12 protein-coding genes are annotated in these 14,319 nt (G+C 67.3%); 5 read left to right on the top strand and 7 right to left on the bottom strand.

Annotated features, from left to right (window positions below; all coding sequences use genetic code 11):
- Positions 1 to 48 precede the first annotated feature (48 nt).
- Together B2P87_RS03380 and B2P87_RS03375 are read right to left on the bottom strand one after the other, a co-directional pair.
- Positions 49 to 3,678: a translocation/assembly module TamB domain-containing protein gene (locus B2P87_RS03380; protein WP_141889676.1), complete on the bottom strand. Its 3,630-nt coding sequence runs from the start codon at positions 3,676 to 3,678 to the stop codon at positions 49 to 51.
- Complete coding sequence (locus B2P87_RS03375) at positions 3,675 to 5,477, bottom strand: autotransporter assembly complex protein TamA (RefSeq protein ID WP_141889677.1); 1,803 nt, start codon at positions 5,475 to 5,477, stop codon at positions 3,675 to 3,677. Before B2P87_RS03375 ends, B2P87_RS03380 begins: the two co-directional genes overlap by 4 nt.
- Before the next feature lie 563 nt (positions 5,478 to 6,040).
- Here B2P87_RS03375 and B2P87_RS03370 point away from each other — a divergent pair.
- Entirely contained in the window at positions 6,041 to 6,307 is a 267-nt protein-coding gene (locus B2P87_RS03370; protein ID WP_286851845.1) for a hypothetical protein, read from the top strand.
- Positions 6,308 to 6,371: 64 nt separating this feature from the next.
- Entirely contained in the window at positions 6,372 to 6,980 is a 609-nt protein-coding gene (locus B2P87_RS03365; RefSeq protein WP_141889679.1) for a hypothetical protein, read from the top strand.
- Positions 6,981 to 7,003: 23 nt separating this feature from the next.
- Here the strand turns inward: B2P87_RS03365 and B2P87_RS03360 are convergent, their stop codons facing one another.
- The 3 genes from B2P87_RS03360 to B2P87_RS03350 all read right to left on the bottom strand — a co-directional run bounded on the left by B2P87_RS03360 (position 7,004) and on the right by B2P87_RS03350 (position 9,267).
- Positions 7,004 to 7,987: a type I glyceraldehyde-3-phosphate dehydrogenase gene (locus B2P87_RS03360; protein ID WP_141889680.1), complete on the bottom strand. Its 984-nt coding sequence runs from the start codon at positions 7,985 to 7,987 to the stop codon at positions 7,004 to 7,006.
- A 121-nt stretch (positions 7,988 to 8,108) separates the two neighbouring features.
- Positions 8,109 to 8,420, bottom strand: a complete 312-nt coding sequence (locus tag B2P87_RS03355; protein ID WP_244940777.1) for a hypothetical protein — start codon at positions 8,418 to 8,420, stop codon at positions 8,109 to 8,111.
- Between the two features lie 70 nt (positions 8,421 to 8,490).
- Positions 8,491 to 9,267: an IclR family transcriptional regulator domain-containing protein gene (locus B2P87_RS03350; protein WP_141889682.1), complete on the bottom strand. Its 777-nt coding sequence runs from the start codon at positions 9,265 to 9,267 to the stop codon at positions 8,491 to 8,493.
- A gap of 215 nt (positions 9,268 to 9,482) precedes the next feature.
- Here B2P87_RS03350 and B2P87_RS03345 point away from each other — a divergent pair, with 215 nt between their 5' ends.
- The 3 genes from B2P87_RS03345 to B2P87_RS03335 all read left to right on the top strand — a co-directional run bounded on the left by B2P87_RS03345 (position 9,483) and on the right by B2P87_RS03335 (position 12,345).
- A complete protein-coding gene (locus B2P87_RS03345; protein WP_141889683.1) occupies positions 9,483 to 10,931 on the top strand; it encodes a glutamine synthetase family protein in 1,449 nt (482 codons plus the stop codon).
- A 199-nt stretch (positions 10,932 to 11,130) separates the two neighbouring features.
- The gene (gcvH, locus tag B2P87_RS03340) at positions 11,131 to 11,490 is read left to right on the top strand and encodes a glycine cleavage system protein GcvH (RefSeq protein ID WP_058286628.1); all 360 of its coding nucleotides are present in this window, start codon (positions 11,131 to 11,133) and stop codon (positions 11,488 to 11,490) included.
- Positions 11,491 to 11,628: 138 nt separating this feature from the next.
- The gene (locus B2P87_RS03335) at positions 11,629 to 12,345 is read left to right on the top strand and encodes a flavodoxin family protein (RefSeq protein ID WP_141889684.1); all 717 of its coding nucleotides are present in this window, start codon (positions 11,629 to 11,631) and stop codon (positions 12,343 to 12,345) included.
- A 113-nt stretch (positions 12,346 to 12,458) separates the two neighbouring features.
- Here the strand turns inward: B2P87_RS03335 and B2P87_RS03330 are convergent, their stop codons facing one another.
- Complete coding sequence (locus tag B2P87_RS03330; RefSeq protein WP_141889685.1) at positions 12,459 to 13,394, bottom strand: 2-hydroxyacid dehydrogenase; 936 nt, start codon at positions 13,392 to 13,394, stop codon at positions 12,459 to 12,461.
- Positions 13,395 to 13,494: 100 nt separating this feature from the next.
- Positions 13,495 to 14,232 carry an NYN domain-containing protein gene (locus B2P87_RS03325; RefSeq protein WP_058286588.1) on the bottom strand — a complete coding sequence of 246 codons (738 nt, stop codon included), beginning with the start codon at positions 14,230 to 14,232 and terminating at the stop codon, positions 13,495 to 13,497.
- Positions 14,233 to 14,319 lie beyond the last annotated feature (87 nt).

Raw genomic sequence — 14,319 nt, 5'->3', positions numbered from 1 at the left:
GCGCGGACCGGACGGCGGTGCGCCCTGTCCGCGGCTAGGCCGCCGCCGTCAATAGTCGCGCTTGAAGAACAGGCCGAACCCGGTCTCGCCTTCGCTGTCCACCGTGCCTTGCACCGTCAGGCTTTTGGTCACATCCAGATTGATGCTCAGCTCGCTGTCGCCGCGGGTGTTGACGTTGAAATCGGTATAGACGTTCTCCGCCACATAGCCGCCCAGGCCCAGCTGGCCAGCGCCCAGATTGTCGGCGCCGATATCGACCGTGTCGGCGCCGGTGGCCTGCCGCACCTTGCTTTGCGCCCCGCCGCCGCGCCCGCTGAGCGTCAGCGCGGAGCCGGCCAGCCGGGCCAGCGCCAGCGGCGAGATATCCTCAATATTGTCGCCGAACAGCAAGAGCGCCAGCGCCTCCTCCGACGGGCGCGGCGGCTCCGACGTCACCTTGATCTCCGGCGCATCGACCCGGCCGGAGATCTCCAGCGTGGCGGTGCCCTCGCCGGTGGCGGCGGTGGATTTGAACTCCAGATAGGGTTTCAGATCGCCCAGTAGGGTGATCCGCCCCTCGTCCAGCTCCAGCCGCCGGCCCAGGATGTCAAAGGTGCCGCGGATCAGGCTGATCTGGCCCGAGGGCGACAGCCGCGCGGTGGTGCCGCGCAGGCGGATCTCGCCGCCCAGCTCTGCGCGCAGTCCGCGGCCGCGGGCAAAGACCCGCGAGGGGGCGCTGATCAGAATATCCAGTTCGGTTCTGGCTGAGCCGCCCCCGCCGCCGCCATTGTTGCCGGTCAGCCCCGCCCGCGCTAGGGTCTGGCGCACATCGCGCGGTGCCCCCACATGGCTGATCGGCGGGATTGGCGCCGACGAGACCGAGCCGCCTGCGGTGTTGAGGTTGATATTGGTCTCGCCGACATTGATCTGCCCGCCGATCCGCTTGTCGCCCGCCATTGCGCCGGACAAGGTGAGGCTGCCGTTCAGCAGGGTCTCGTAAGACAGGTTGTCCGTCACCACCAGATCGCCGATGGCAATCTGCAGATTGCTGCTGAAGGGGGGGCGCATCGCCACCGGGCCGCTGATCTGCAGGGTGCCGCCGTCGCGGCCGCGGGCCGAGGCCTGCACCTGCGCGCTGGAGCGGGCAAAGGAGACGGTGGCGTTGATGTCATCCAGCCGCTGCGCCGCCGCCGGGATCGCCAGCGAGGCGCCGGGGACCGACACGGTGCCGCTCAAGGAGTCCAGCGCCGGCTTCCCCCGCATGGCCAGGTCGAAATTCGCAGGCCCTTGCATCAGGTTGGGAGAGATGAAAGGGTTCATCCCTTCCAGCCGCAGGGTGCCTTTGGCGGTTACATCGGCGGTGCCCTCGGCCTCGTTCCAGCTGCCTGCGATGCGGCTGTCGATGCCCGCGGGGCCGCTGGCGGTGCTGTCGACCGTCCAAGTACCGTCGCGGCGGGCGGCGGTGCCCTTGGCGGCCAGCCGCCCGGCCAGATCCGGCACCAGCTGCTGCAGCCGCCCGATGACGGCGTCAAACCGCAGATCGGTGTCGCCATTGCTTTCGGCAAAGCGGCCCTCGGCCTTGACCGCAAGCTCCGCCGGGCCATCCGCGGTGGCGGCGATCTGCCACTCGCCGTTGCGCCGCTCCGCGGTGCCTTCGGCGGTCAGCCGGCCCGCCAGTTCGGGCACGAACCGCTCCAGCTCATTAAAGGCGGCGGCAAAGTCGAAATCGGCGTCGCCCTCCAAAGTGACAGACCCGTCCAGCCGGGCGCTGGAGGAATGCGGCCCGGTCAGCTCGGCCACGCCATCAAACCGCCTGCCGGTACGGGTGACCGTGGTGGCCAGCTCCAGCGTGCCGGGGGCCTGCGGCAGCAGCACCTCCACCCGGGTCAGCCGGGCGCTGATCTCCATCTGTCCGCTGTCATTGTTCAGCGTGCCCGCAGCAGAAGCGGCCAGTGCACTGCCCTTCAGCTCGAATGTGTCGACGGCGATGCCGATCTCGTCCCGCGACGCCTTGAGCGCCACCGTGGTGGTGCCCGCCAGCAGCTCATCCGCCTTGGCAATCCCGGCGGAGAGGTTCTCGGCGGTGAGGTCCAGATCGGTGTCAAAGGCGCCGGACAGCGGCGTGAAGGAACCCTGGACGTCCGCCCGCACCGCGCCGCCCAGGGGCCGTCCGGCCAGCTCCGAGAAACGCGCCAGCTCCGATGCCTCTGCGGTCAGGTCCGCGGTGATTTTCAGCCCCTCTTCCAGCCCGTCCAGGGTCACATCACCCGCCGCCTGGTAATCGGTGCCGCGCAGTTCCATTTCGGTGATCCGCAGCGCACCGGGGCCTTCGGTGCTGAGGGTGCCCTCAAAGCGGATGTCGCTGCCGGTGGCCTTGGCCAGCGCCGGGTCGCGCGGCTGCAACCCGCTGAGCGCGGCCGACAGCCGCCCCTCCAGCGCAAGGCCGCTGCTTTGATCCAGCGTGCCGCGGCCGGTGACCTCTGCCTGGTCCACCAGTGCGGCGGGATGGCTCAGCTGGTGCAGAACCCCGTCCAGGGTCCAGTTGCCGTCCGTCCGCTTCCGCAGCTGCAGGTCCGCCGCCGCCAGCGTGGTCTGGCCGCCGCCCACGGGCAGGGTGACCGCGGCCTGGCCCGGCGGCGGGGTGATGGCAGCCTTCAGATTGGCGGTGTCCAGCCGGCCGCCCGCCGCCAGCGCCGCGGCGCCGCTCACCTGCAGCGCCCGGGTGCGCAGAACCAGAGTGTCCAGCGCCAGCGCGCCGCTGCCTTCACGGATGCCTTTCACGTTGAGCCGCAGGCCCGGGCCAAAGAACGGGCGGTGCACCGGCGGCAGCAGCACGTCGATATTGCCGCCCAGATCGGCGGAAAAGCGGATGCCGCGCGGCGTCTCCGGCGCCGCATCCGCGGGCAGGGGCTGGGCCGCCAGCACCACCTGGCCCGCCAGCCGCTCCGCGCCGTTGGCGCTGAAGCTGATGTCAGCGGTGAAATCCGTTACCGGCCCGCTGCCCTTGGCGGTCAGCTGCAGGTCAGGGTTGCCGGGCAAGTCCAGGCTGCGCGAGATCAGCCCGCCCGCAGCCTCATCCGCGGTCAGGTCCAGGGTGATCTGCTGGGTTTCATCGGCATATCCCGCCTCCAGCCGCAGGTGGTCGCCGGGTTTGTCCAGCCGCACCGCCTCCAGCTTGGTGTCGAGCGCGCCGTCTGCCAGCCGCAGCGATCCCTCAACCCTAAGACTGGCTTCGGTTCCTGCCAGAGCCGCGCCCAGTTCGATCCGCTCCGCCTTGATCAGGCCCAGCTCGATCGCCACCGGCAGCTCCGGCAGCGAGAAGGGCGTGGCCGCCGCCTCCGGCAGTTCCGGGTCCGGCGGCAGCGGCTCGGGCGCGCGCTCCACCGCTATGCGCTCCGCCGACAGCTCATTGACCGAGAACCGCCCGCGCAGCAGGTCGAGCCGGTTCCAGTCCAGCGCGGCGCCTTCGATGGTCAGCCAGATGCCTTTCTCGTCGGCCACCGTGATCTTCTGGATTGTGGCCTCAGAGGAAAACGCCCCCTGCAGCCCGCTGACGCTGATATAGCGGCTGTCGCCTGACAGCGTGTCCTCCAGGAAATCGACCAGCAGCCCGCCCGCGTCTTCTTCCGGAGTGTCCTGCGCCGCCAGCGGCGCCGCCGCGAGGCCCAGGGCCAGGCTATAGGCAAGTATCTGTTTCAAAACGCCTGTCCTATCCCGATATAAAATTGCAGCCCGTCCTCGGACCCGCCGTCCACCGGATAGGCAAGGTCAAGCCGGATCGGCCCAATCCCCGCCACATCATACCGCACCCCGATGCCGGCGCCGGCGTGGCGCGCGGACGATCCCGACACAAAACTGTCCGCATCGACAAAACCGATGTCGTAGAAGCCGACCAGGGAAATCGTGTCGGTGACCTTTCCCCGCACTTCGCCCGACAGCGCCGCAAAGCTGCGCCCGCCGGCGGTGCCGCCGGCAACCGGCACGCCCAGCGACTGGAACTCATGCCCGCGCACCGTGCCCGCACCGCCGGAGAAGAACAGCAGGGTGGGGGAGATCTCGCTCAGCGACGGGCCGGCGACAGAGCCCAGCTGCAGCCGCCCGGCCAGCACGATCCGGTCGTCCGCGCCCAAGCCGTAATAGGCGCGCCCGTCCGCTTTGATCTGCAGCCCGGACTTGCTGCCGCCAAAGCCGATGAAGGGCGTCGCCGTGCCTTGCAGGTAATAGCCGCTGGCCGGGTTCACCCGGCTGTCGCGCTCGTCGTATTCCGCGCGCAGGCGGCCCGCGATGTATTTGAACCGCCGCTTGCCGAACACGTCCTCGGCCAGGATCGAGGACACCCCCAGCGCAGCCTCGGCAAAGAACTTGTCGGAGAAGGTGCGCCGCACCCCGGCCGCGCCGAACACCTGGGTGGCCTTGTAATGCTCCTCGTCCAGCTGTTCGGCCTCGGCGAGGTAGAAGATCAGGTCATCCGGCCCCAGCGCCGCGGGCCGGTCCAGCCGCACTGCCACGCGCCCGTCGATGTCGTTGCTGCTGCCGATGCCGCTGACCCGCGCCTCGATCCGCAGCTTTTCCGCAGCCCCGAACAGGTTGCGGTGCATCCAGCTGCCCGACAGCTCCACCCCGTCGGAGGAGCTGATCTCGGCCCCGAACGTGAGGCGGCGCGGCGGCAGGTCCTCGACCACCGCGGTGTAATCGAGGGTGCCATCCGGGTTCGGCTGCTCTGCCTCCCGCAGCACCACGCTGGAAAAGGTGCCGGTGCGGCGCAGCCGGCTGGCGGATTTCGCAATCAGGTCGGGGTGGAACGTCTCCCCCGCCGGAAAGCCCGCGATACTGCGGATAGCCTCCTCGCGCACCCTTGTGTCGCCGGTCACGGCCATCCGGCCGAAACGCAGGCGCGGGCCGGGGGCCAGCCGCAGCTGGGCATCCAGGCGCGCCTGCAGGTGATTGGCGGTGATCCTCTGCTCGGCCACCGCGGCCTTGGCATGGCCGCTGCGCCGCCAGGCCCGCACCCCCGCAACCGCCGCATCCCGGATCGCGCCGGTGCTGGCGGGCTGGCCGGGAGCGTATTCCTCGGGAAACTCCACGTCACTCTGCCGCGGCAGCGGCGACAGGTCCGCCTTGCCGAAGGCAAACCGCGGGCCGGGCTGGACGGTGATCTCCACCGTGCGGACGCTTTGCGGCGGGTTCAGCGGCTGGATCAGCGCCGCCTCGCGCCCGTCCAGGCGGATATTAACCACCGGCGCGAAATGGCCCGCGTCATAAAGCACCTGCACCAGCGTCCGGTAGTCCGACAGCGCCGCCGCCAGAATCTCCTGCACATTGGTTTCGCCGCTGGCGGCAACCGAGGCCGAGGCGCCGCGCAGCCGGTCAGCAAGGCCGGCATTTGCCCCGGGGGCCTGAAGCGTGGCGTCGGCGCCAAAGGCGGCAGGCGGCAGCAGGGTCAGAAAGCTGAAGGCAAGGGCGCGCGCGGTCAGGCGCGGGCGGAATGGAAAATTCATGTTTGCTCCCGGTGGCGGGCGTAAAAAAATCCGGCCGTGCGGCCCGGCAGGGCGGCAGGCGTCAGCGCTGAGCCTAGCACGGGAAATTTACGCGATGGAACTGGCAAAGCAGCGGCATTCCGCCTGTCTCCGGCAGCGGCGGATTGCCGCGCATCCGGACGGCGGAGAGGGGCTGCGGCCCCGGCAGCCGCGGGAAAGAGGCGTCCGGCAAGGACATTTTTTTGCCGCTATGGCGCGAATGCGGGAAAAATGACCGTAAAGGAGATTGGAAAGCAGTTTTAAAATGTACTATTCGGTTCAGCTCCGGCAGGCGAACCTGCCGGAGCTGGCACTGATTAACAAAAACTACATCGGGTAACGCAGGCGCAGCCACCACTCACATGCAGCTAGCCTGTCTGAAATGATACCATCTGGATTATGGCTGTCCATATAATTGTCAGTCTGATAATTTCAGGGGGTATCATTTCGCCTTGCCCTGGCAGGGCCTGTTCTGAACCAGAAGGTTGAGTTTTCAAGGGGTAACAGTTTTGGATGCTTTGAAATCAGTTTTTGAACTGCGCGACATGCTGTTTCAGATGGAGCGCGATATCGGGCTGGACCGGCTCAGCCCGGCGGAGCGGGACGTGCTGCTGGCGGCCCATGCGCTGACCAGCGCGCCTGGCGCCGCGGTGCAATCCGACCAGATTCGCAGCCACCGGCTGGTGCAGGGGATTGCCCAGGCCACCTATCACCGCACGCTGAAATCACTGCTGAGCATGGGTCTGCTGGAGCGGGCCGGCGGCAGCCGGGCCAAGCGTTACGTGGTGCGCTTCGATCCCTCTGCCCAGTGATGGTTTGCCGCCGGCGGCGCTGCATATGATTGCAGCTTCTGCGTCCTCTGGATAAACGGGCGGCATGAGTCGATTTTACCAGTTGCTGTCCCCGGTACAGGGGTTTGCGGTGATCACCGCTGTCTATGTCATCTGCCACGGCCTGACCGCCTTGGTGGTCACACCTGTGCAGAACCTGTTTCTGCCGGAAATCACCGTTTTCGCCAGTCTGGCCTACCTGCCGCACGGGGTGCGGGTGCTGTGCATCTGGCTGTTCGGCTGGAAAGCCGTGCTGCCGCTCGCCGCGGGCGCGCTGCTGTCGGAGCTGCTGTTCACCACGGCCGGCGTGCGGGAGCTGATGGAGCCGGTCTTGCTGCAATCCATCGGCGTCGGGGCCTTCTCGGTGTTTGCGGCCTTCGAGGTCGCCTGGCTGTTCGGCTGGGATCTGTATGCCGGCCAGTCGCGGCGGATTGCCTGGACCGGGCTGCTGGCCATCGGCGGGCTGGCGTCGGTGATCAACTCGCTGGGGCAGACGGTGGTGTTCTCAGGCCTGATTTTCCCCGACGATCAGCTGCCGGTGATGGCGGTTTACGCAGCGGGTGACCTGATCGGCCTTGCGGTCTGCATGTTTGCCCTGATGCTGATTTTCCGCTGGCTGCGGCTGGCAGGACAGGGGCGAAGCCCGCAGGGATAGCCGCCGCCAACGGCGGGCGGCTGTCAGCCGGCCATCAGCCGGGCCGCGTCCAGCATCCGGGCGGAAAAGCCCCATTCATTGTCATACCAGCCGAACACCCGCACCTGGGCGGTCCCGGCCATGCGGGTTTCCGGCCCGGCAATAACCAGCGACTCGGTCCGCGCCCGCAGATCGGAGGACACCAGCGGCATATCGGTCCAGCCCATCACCTGCGAGGCCGCCACCCCTTCGCGCAGGGCGGCGGTGAACTCTGCCGCGCTCATCGGGGTCTTCAGCTGCGCCACCAGATCCACCGCCGACACGCTGGCCGTCGGCACCCGCACCGCGGCGCCGCTGACACGGCCCTTCAGATGCGGCAGCACCTCGTCGATCAGATGCATCGCCGAGGTCGTCGTCGGCACCATCGACTGCGCGCCGCCGCGCGAGCGGGCGAAATCGCCCCGCGGCGCGTCCACCATCGGCTGCGAGTTGGTGTAACAGTGGATGGTGGTCATATGCGCGGTATCAATGCCGGCGATCCCGTCCAGCAGCTTGACCAGCGGCGTCAGCGCATTGGTGGTGCAGGAGGCGTTGGAGACGATCCGGGCGTCGCCCAATGTCTCCTCGTTGGCGCCCAGCACCATGGTCAGCTCAGCCGCGGGGGAGGGGCCGGAGATCAGCACCTTGCCGGCGCCGGCCTTCAGCCCGCGCTCTGCCACGTCGGAGGTCCGGGCGATGCCGGTGCATTCCAGCACCAGATCGACGCCGCTCAGGCCGACCTTGGTCAGGTCGGGCTCGTGGCTGACCGGAATGCTGCGGCCCATCACCTGCAGCGCGCCGTTGCCATGCTCCACCGGATGCGCAAAGGGGCCGAATGTGCTGTCGTACTGGAACAGATAGGCGCACATGTCCAAGGGTGCGATATCGTTGATCCGCACCACCTCGATGCCGTCTCCGCGCGATGTGGTCAGAATCTGGCGCAGGATGGCGCGGCCGATGCGGCCGAATCCGTTGATAGCAAGTTTCATGCGCAATCTATGGCAGGCGCGCTAGGGCCGCTCAATCCATGGCCCCCGGGAAAATGATCACATTTCCCAAGAGGATGTTTCAGAAAAAGACCGCAAAACCGCACAACCGTCAAAGGCGCTTCTATTTGCGGCAGATGACCTGCGCGTAATAGGTGCCGGTGATCGTACGCACCATCGTATCCAGATTGACGCTGCAGCCGGTGGCCGCCTGCATGGCCCGCACCGCCTGCCGGGCGGTCAGCACCGCGGGCGGGCGGAAGGCCAGGTGCTCCAGGTTCATCCGCGTGGCGCTGTAGCGGCCGGTTGTGCCTTCGACCGGCACCACCAGCCAGTCGCGGCCCAGCACGCTGACCTTGATGCCTTCCACGCCTTTTGCGGATACGGCGGGCGCAAGCGCGGCGCACAGGGCCGCCGCCAGTGCAGTCTGTTTCATCATCGAAATGCTCCTGCGGGAAATGCCTGCGCCCAGCCTAGCGCCGCCCCGGCACAAAGCAAGACGCGCCTTACAGGTGATCCACCGCCTCGGCCTGGCGCAGCTCCGCCGCGCACAGCTGCAGCCCGCGCAACAGCCGCTCGGCATCGGCCTGCGGCTGCCGCCCGCGCGGGGCAGAGCAGCCCGCCACGATCGGCGTCCGGCCCGGGCGCGACACCGGCACCGCATAGCCGGTGATCCCGGCCTCGAACTCGCTGTCGGTCAGGCAGTAGCCCTGTTCGCGGGCCTGGGCGACGCGGTCCAGAATGGCGGCGGGACCGGTCAGCGACTGGCTGGTGTGGTGCGGGATATCTGTTTCTGCCAGCACCGCCGCCGCCGCACCCTCCGGCAGCCCGGCCAACAGCATCCGCCCCAGACTGGTATGGGCCAGCGGAATATGCGATCCGGCGGTGAAGCCATAGGTGATATGGCCGTGATCCACCGTCGATTGCGCCAGCAGCAGCACCCGGCCCTGGTCCAGCATCGCCAGCGTCACCTCGATCTCCATCTGCCGCGCGTGGCGGTTCAGCACCGGCTGCACCCGGCGGCCGAACTGGTTGGCCTGCAGAAAGCCGCCCGCCAGCGCCAGCACCCGCGGCGTCAGGGACAGCATCCGCCCGTCCTGGCGCAGATAACCCGCCTGCACCAGCGTCAGCGCCCCGCGCCGGGCGGTGGCCCGGTCCTGGCCGGTGCGCCGGGCGATCTCGGCCAGGGTCATGCTGGGGGAGGCCGCATCAAACACCGCCAGAACCGCCAGCCCTTTGGCAAAGCTTGACGAAATATTCCTGTCCTGTTCCACCGCTGTCATCTGCGCCGCCTGTCCTGGTCTTGAAATGCTGCCGCCTGCTGCGGCGGCCTTTGTGCAAATACTGCACACCTTGTTCGCTTCATGAACTCTGTCAAGCCGCAAAACCTCCGCAATATCCGGATTGCGCAACGGGTTACGGGGAAACCTGGCGGCGGGCTGGACGCTGGGACCGTTTCCGGTGCAATTTCAAACTGCTCTGCATCGAGAGGCCGTCCATGGCACAAGACTTCACATCCGGCAAACTGGCCCGCCTGGGGCTGCTCGGCGCGGAGGGCTGCCGCAAGGCGGCTGAGATCACCTCGCGCGCGCAGTTCGACGGGATCGAGACAGTGCGGGTGCTGTTTCCGGACCAGCACGGGCTGTTGCGTGGCAAGACAGTGATGGCGGAGGCTTTTGCCTCTGTCTTCGAGCGCGGCCTCAACGTGCCCGCGACCCTGCTGCTCAAGGACACCTCGCACCGCAATGCCTTTCCTGTGTGGGAGGGCGGCACCGGGCTGGCCGGGCCGATGCAGGGCGCTGGCGACGTGCTGCTGGTGCCGCGCCCGGACACCTTCCGCGCGCTGCCCTGGTCCGGCCATTCCGCCTGGATTTTCTGCGCGCCGGTCTACCCGGACGGCCAGCGGATCCCCTTTGCCTCCTGCAGCGTGCTGCAGCGGGCGGTGGACCGGCTGGCGGGGCAGGGGATGGCGGCCACCTTCGGGCTGGAGGTGGAGTTTCACATCTTCGAACTGGCGGACCCATCTGCCGCCCACGAGCAGGCAGGCCGCCCCGGCGTACCGGTGCAGACCCGCAACCTGACGCAAGGCTATCAGTATCTCACCGAAACCCGCTATGGCGAGGTCGAGGGCATCTTGGACCTGTTGCGCCGCAACGCACAGAAACTGGGCCTGCCGGTGCGGTCCGTGGAAATCGAGATGGGCCCCAGCCAGGTCGAATTCACCTTTGCCCCCGACAGCGCCATGGCGCAGGCGGATGCGATGGTGATGTTCCGCACCATGGTCAAGGAGGTCTGCGCCCGCAAAGGCCTGCACGCCAGCTTCATGGCCAAGCCGCGGCTGGCGGGTGCCATGGCCAACGGCTGGCACGTGCACCAGTCGCTGCAGGATCTGGCCACGGGGCGCAACCTGTTCATGCCCGAAGCCGCCGGGATGCTGACCCCGCCTGCCAGCGGCTGGATGGCGGGCCTGTTGAAATACGCGGCTGAGACCTCGCTGCTGATTGCGCCCACGGTGAACAGCTACAAGCGGTATCTGCCGTTCCAGCTGGCCCCCAGCCGAATCGGCTGGGGCGTGGACAACCGCGGCGCCATGCTGCGGGCGCTGATGCAGCCGGGCGATGCCGCCAGCCGGATCGAAAACCGCGCCCCCGATAGTTCCGCCAACCCCTATTACGCGCTCGCCGCCCAGATCATCGCGGGCGCTGCCGGGATCCGCGAGGGGCTGGAGGCCCCGAAACCCACCCTGTCGCCCTATAGCGAGGAGGCCGCGCGCCTGCCGCGCTCGCTGGGCCAGGCGCTGGAGGGCTTCGCAGGCTCAGCCTTGTGCCGCGAGGCGCTGGGGGCGGACGCCGCGGATTACCTGCTGCAGCTCAAGCAGTTCGAGTGGGAGCGCTATCTGGACACCGTCAGCGAGTGGGAGCAGGCGGAGTATTTCAACCTGTTCTGAGGCGCCGCGCGGGCCGCCGGGCGATGCGTAAAAATTCCTATTCAATGCGGCTTTGCCGTCTTGATCGCCAGCCCCGCCCATTGATAGCGTATACCCGCGTATGCAGGGGCCGGCCGCGCCGGCCTTTACCATCCGCGGCGCCATTTCCGGCAGCCTCAACCCATTCAAACCCCACGCCTCTTCGAAGGATAAAACCCCCATGAAATACACCGAGGAACACGAGTGGCTGCTGCCCGAGGACGACCTGATCACCGTCGGCATCACCGCCCACGCCGCCGAACAGCTGGGCGAAGTGGTCTATGTCGAGCTGCCGGAGCCGGGCACCGAAGTCTCCAAGGACGACGAGATCGTGGTGATTGAATCGGTCAAGGCGGCGTCCGACATCCTCGCCCCGCTCGATGGCGAGATCGTCGAGGTGAACGAATCCCTGGCCGACGACCCCGGCAAGGTGAACGACGACCCCGAAGGCGCGGCCTGGTTCTTCAAAATCAAGCCCTCCGACCTGTCGCCGATGGACGACTACATGGATGAAGCCGGCTACAAGGACTTCATCTCCTGATATCTCCCGCCTGCTGCGGCCACCGCAGCAGGCTGCGGGCGGCGGTGATCACGATCCCGCCAGCCCCCTATGCACCTGCCGGTTGCGGGCTACTATCCGGTCATCGCCAAAACACCCATGCCCGGCAGGAGGTGCGCAATGACCGGATTTTCAGGGCTCAAAGCTCTTTTCATCAACACATCGCTGAAAAAGGACGGCAGCAAAAGCCACACCCGACTGCTGATGGAGGCGTCCTCTGCCATCATGGAAAAGAACGGTGTCGCGGTGGAGCATCTGCACATGCTGGATCACCAGGTGCCGCCCGGCGTCTACCCGGACATGACCGGACAGGGCTGGGACCGCGACGACTGGCCCAGGATCTGGGAAAAGGTGAAGGCGGCGCAGATCCTGGTGATCGGCACCCCGCTCTGGCTGGGCGAGGAAAGCTCGGTCTGCCGCGTCCTGATCGAGCGGCTCTATGGCATGAGCGGCGAACTGAACGACAAGGGCCAGTCGATCTTTTACGGCAAGACCGGCGGCACCGTCATCACCGGCAACGAGGACGGCATCAAACATACCGCGATGACAATCTGCTACGCGCTCAGCCACCTGGGCTTCACCATCCCGCCGCAGGCCGATTGCGGCTGGATCGGAGAGGCCGGGCCAGGGCCGTCTTACGGCGACGAGGTGGAGGGCAAGCCTGCGGGCTTCGAGAATGAGTTCACCCAGCGCAACACAACCATCATGACCTGGAACCTGATGCACTTGGCCGCCATGCTGCGCGATGCGGGCGGTTACCCGAACGAGGGCAACGACCGCAACGCCTGGTCGGCGGGCTGCCGGTTCGACTATGAGAACCCCGATTACCGCGCATAGACGGACGGTCGCGTCCGGGGCTGGCGCGGGATTCCGCCTTGTTTCCTTGAGGAAACAAGGCGGTGCCTCCGGCGGGGATATTTTTAGCCAGCAGAAGCAGAGGGCGTTGCCGCTCAATAACCGCGCTGACGGTCCACCTCATGCAGCAGCGGCTCGCCTGCGTGCAGGCGGCGGTAATTCTCCACCACGTCCCGCAGTGCGCCGCCCAGATGCCAGCCTGACACATGCGGGGTGATGGTGACGCGCGGGTGCGTCCACAGCGGGCTGTCCGCGGGCAGCGGCTCCTGGCGGACCACATCCAGCACCGCCTGACCGGGCGTGCCCGCGTTCAGCGCTGCCAGCAGCGCCGGTTCATCTACCAGATCGCCGCGGCCGGCGTTGATCAGCGTGGCCCCCGGCTTCATCGCGGCAAGCTTTTCCGCATTCATCAGCCCGCGGGTGGCGGGGGTCGAGGGCAGGATCGAACAGACATAATCGCATTCGCGCAGCAGCTGCGGCAGTGCCGCTTCGCCGTGGCGGCAGCCGACGCCCTCGATCTCCTTGGGCGAGCGGCTCCAGCCCAGCACCCGGAACCGCATGTCCCGCATCAGCCGCGCCGTCCTGCCGCCGATGTGGCCCAGCCCCAGCACCCCGACGGTGGTGTCCGCCGGGCGCTTCGGTGCCAGCGGCTGCCAAGCGCAGCGGGCCTGCGCCGCCGCATGCGCCGCCATGTTCCGCTGGCCGCGCAGCACATAGGCCAGGCAGTATTCGGCAATCTCCTGCGCGGGTTCCTGCGGTTTCAGCCGCGCGATGCGCACATGCGGCGCCAGGCCGGGATGCGCCACGATGGTCTCCACCCCGGCCCCTAGTTTCTGCACCAGCTGGAGGTTCGGCAGCCGTGCCGGCAGGTCGCCCTTCAGCGCTGAGACCGCCAGCATCGTGACTTCCTCCAGATTGCCGGGGGCAGACAGGGGCCGGATGTCGGCACCGGGGTCAACCGCCCGCAGCTCCTCAGCCAGCTGGTCTTCGGTGTACCAGCCGTCGTGGCCGATGCTGATCAGAACTGCCATCGGGGCCTCCTGCTTGCCGCATGCGTGATTGTGCCGGGTCGGGCTTCGGTCCGGGGTAAAGCGGGCACCGGATTTGCCCGCCGCTGCCGGTTTTAGGGCGTCAGTCCAGCCGCCGCACCAGGATCTGGTTGCCCTCGCCGCGTTTGGTTTCGAACAGCTTGAGCGAGGCGATCAGGTCGCTCAGCTTGCGCTTGCCATAGCTGCGGGTGTCGAAATCCGGCGAGGCGGCGGTGATGTACTGGCCGATCTGGCCCAGGGTGAACCACTCGTCGTCCTGGTCGATCGCATCCATCGCCCGCACCACCAGCTTGGTCGGGTCCACCAGCTCTGCCGGCGCGTCATCTTTGGTCTCTTCCGCTTTCTTCGGCTTGGGCTTACTCTTGCCCGGGTCCTCCAGCAGGTTCTCCACATAGATGAACCGCTTGCAGGCTTTGACAAAGGCCGCGGGCGTCTTGCGCATCCCCATGCCGTAGACATCCAGCCCCTGTTCGCGGATGCGGCTGGCCAGCCGGGTGAAATCGCTGTCCGAGGAGATCAGCACAAAACCGTCAAAGCGGCCCGAATGCAGGATGTCCATCGCGTCGATCACCAGCGCGATGTCAGAGGCGTTCTTGCCAGTGGTATTGGCAAACTGCTGATGCGGGACAATTGCCAGCGCCGCCAGCTTCTCCTTGTTCCAGCCCTGCGGGCTGCCGCCGGCAAAATCGCCATAGATGCGCCGGATGCTGGCTTCGCCGAAGGAGGCGATCTCCTCGAACATCGCCTCCGCATATTTGGCCGAGATATTGTCGGCGTCGATCAGGACGGCCAGAAGCGGCGGTTTTGTGGTGTTTGCCATTGCGGGTTATGCCTTTTGCAAATCTGAGTGGGGCAGGGCGGCAGCGCATTTGCCTGCCGTTGCCTGGTGCCGGAATGTCCGGGTCGA

It is taken from the genome of Leisingera sp. UBA4491 (assembly GCF_002388965.1).
In the GTDB taxonomy this organism is placed as follows: domain Bacteria; phylum Pseudomonadota; class Alphaproteobacteria; order Rhodobacterales; family Rhodobacteraceae; genus Leisingera; species Leisingera aquaemixtae.
Note: the sequence above shows the minus strand (reverse complement) of the source record. Positions and strands in the feature narration are given on the sequence as shown.

What these genes read in the sequence shown, in the direction of transcription:
- B2P87_RS03375 (WP_141889677.1), bottom strand. Translation starts at nt 5,477, where the DNA reads ATGAATTTTCCATTCCGCCCGCGCCTGACCGCGCGCGCCCTTGCCTTC.
- B2P87_RS03370 (WP_286851845.1), top strand. Translation starts at nt 6,041, where the DNA reads ATGCTGTTTCAGATGGAGCGCGATATCGGGCTGGACCGGCTCAGCCCG.
- B2P87_RS03365 (WP_141889679.1), top strand. Translation starts at nt 6,372, where the DNA reads ATGAGTCGATTTTACCAGTTGCTGTCCCCGGTACAGGGGTTTGCGGTG.
- B2P87_RS03360 (WP_141889680.1), bottom strand. Translation starts at nt 7,987, where the DNA reads ATGAAACTTGCTATCAACGGATTCGGCCGCATCGGCCGCGCCATCCTG.
- B2P87_RS03355 (WP_244940777.1), bottom strand. Translation starts at nt 8,420, where the DNA reads ATGAAACAGACTGCACTGGCGGCGGCCCTGTGCGCCGCGCTTGCGCCC.
- B2P87_RS03350 (WP_141889682.1), bottom strand. Translation starts at nt 9,267, where the DNA reads ATGACAGCGGTGGAACAGGACAGGAATATTTCGTCAAGCTTTGCCAAA.
- B2P87_RS03345 (WP_141889683.1), top strand. Translation starts at nt 9,483, where the DNA reads ATGGCACAAGACTTCACATCCGGCAAACTGGCCCGCCTGGGGCTGCTC.
- gcvH (WP_058286628.1), top strand. Translation starts at nt 11,131, where the DNA reads ATGAAATACACCGAGGAACACGAGTGGCTGCTGCCCGAGGACGACCTG.
- B2P87_RS03335 (WP_141889684.1), top strand. Translation starts at nt 11,629, where the DNA reads ATGACCGGATTTTCAGGGCTCAAAGCTCTTTTCATCAACACATCGCTG.
- B2P87_RS03330 (WP_141889685.1), bottom strand. Translation starts at nt 13,394, where the DNA reads ATGGCAGTTCTGATCAGCATCGGCCACGACGGCTGGTACACCGAAGAC.
- B2P87_RS03325 (WP_058286588.1), bottom strand. Translation starts at nt 14,232, where the DNA reads ATGGCAAACACCACAAAACCGCCGCTTCTGGCCGTCCTGATCGACGCC.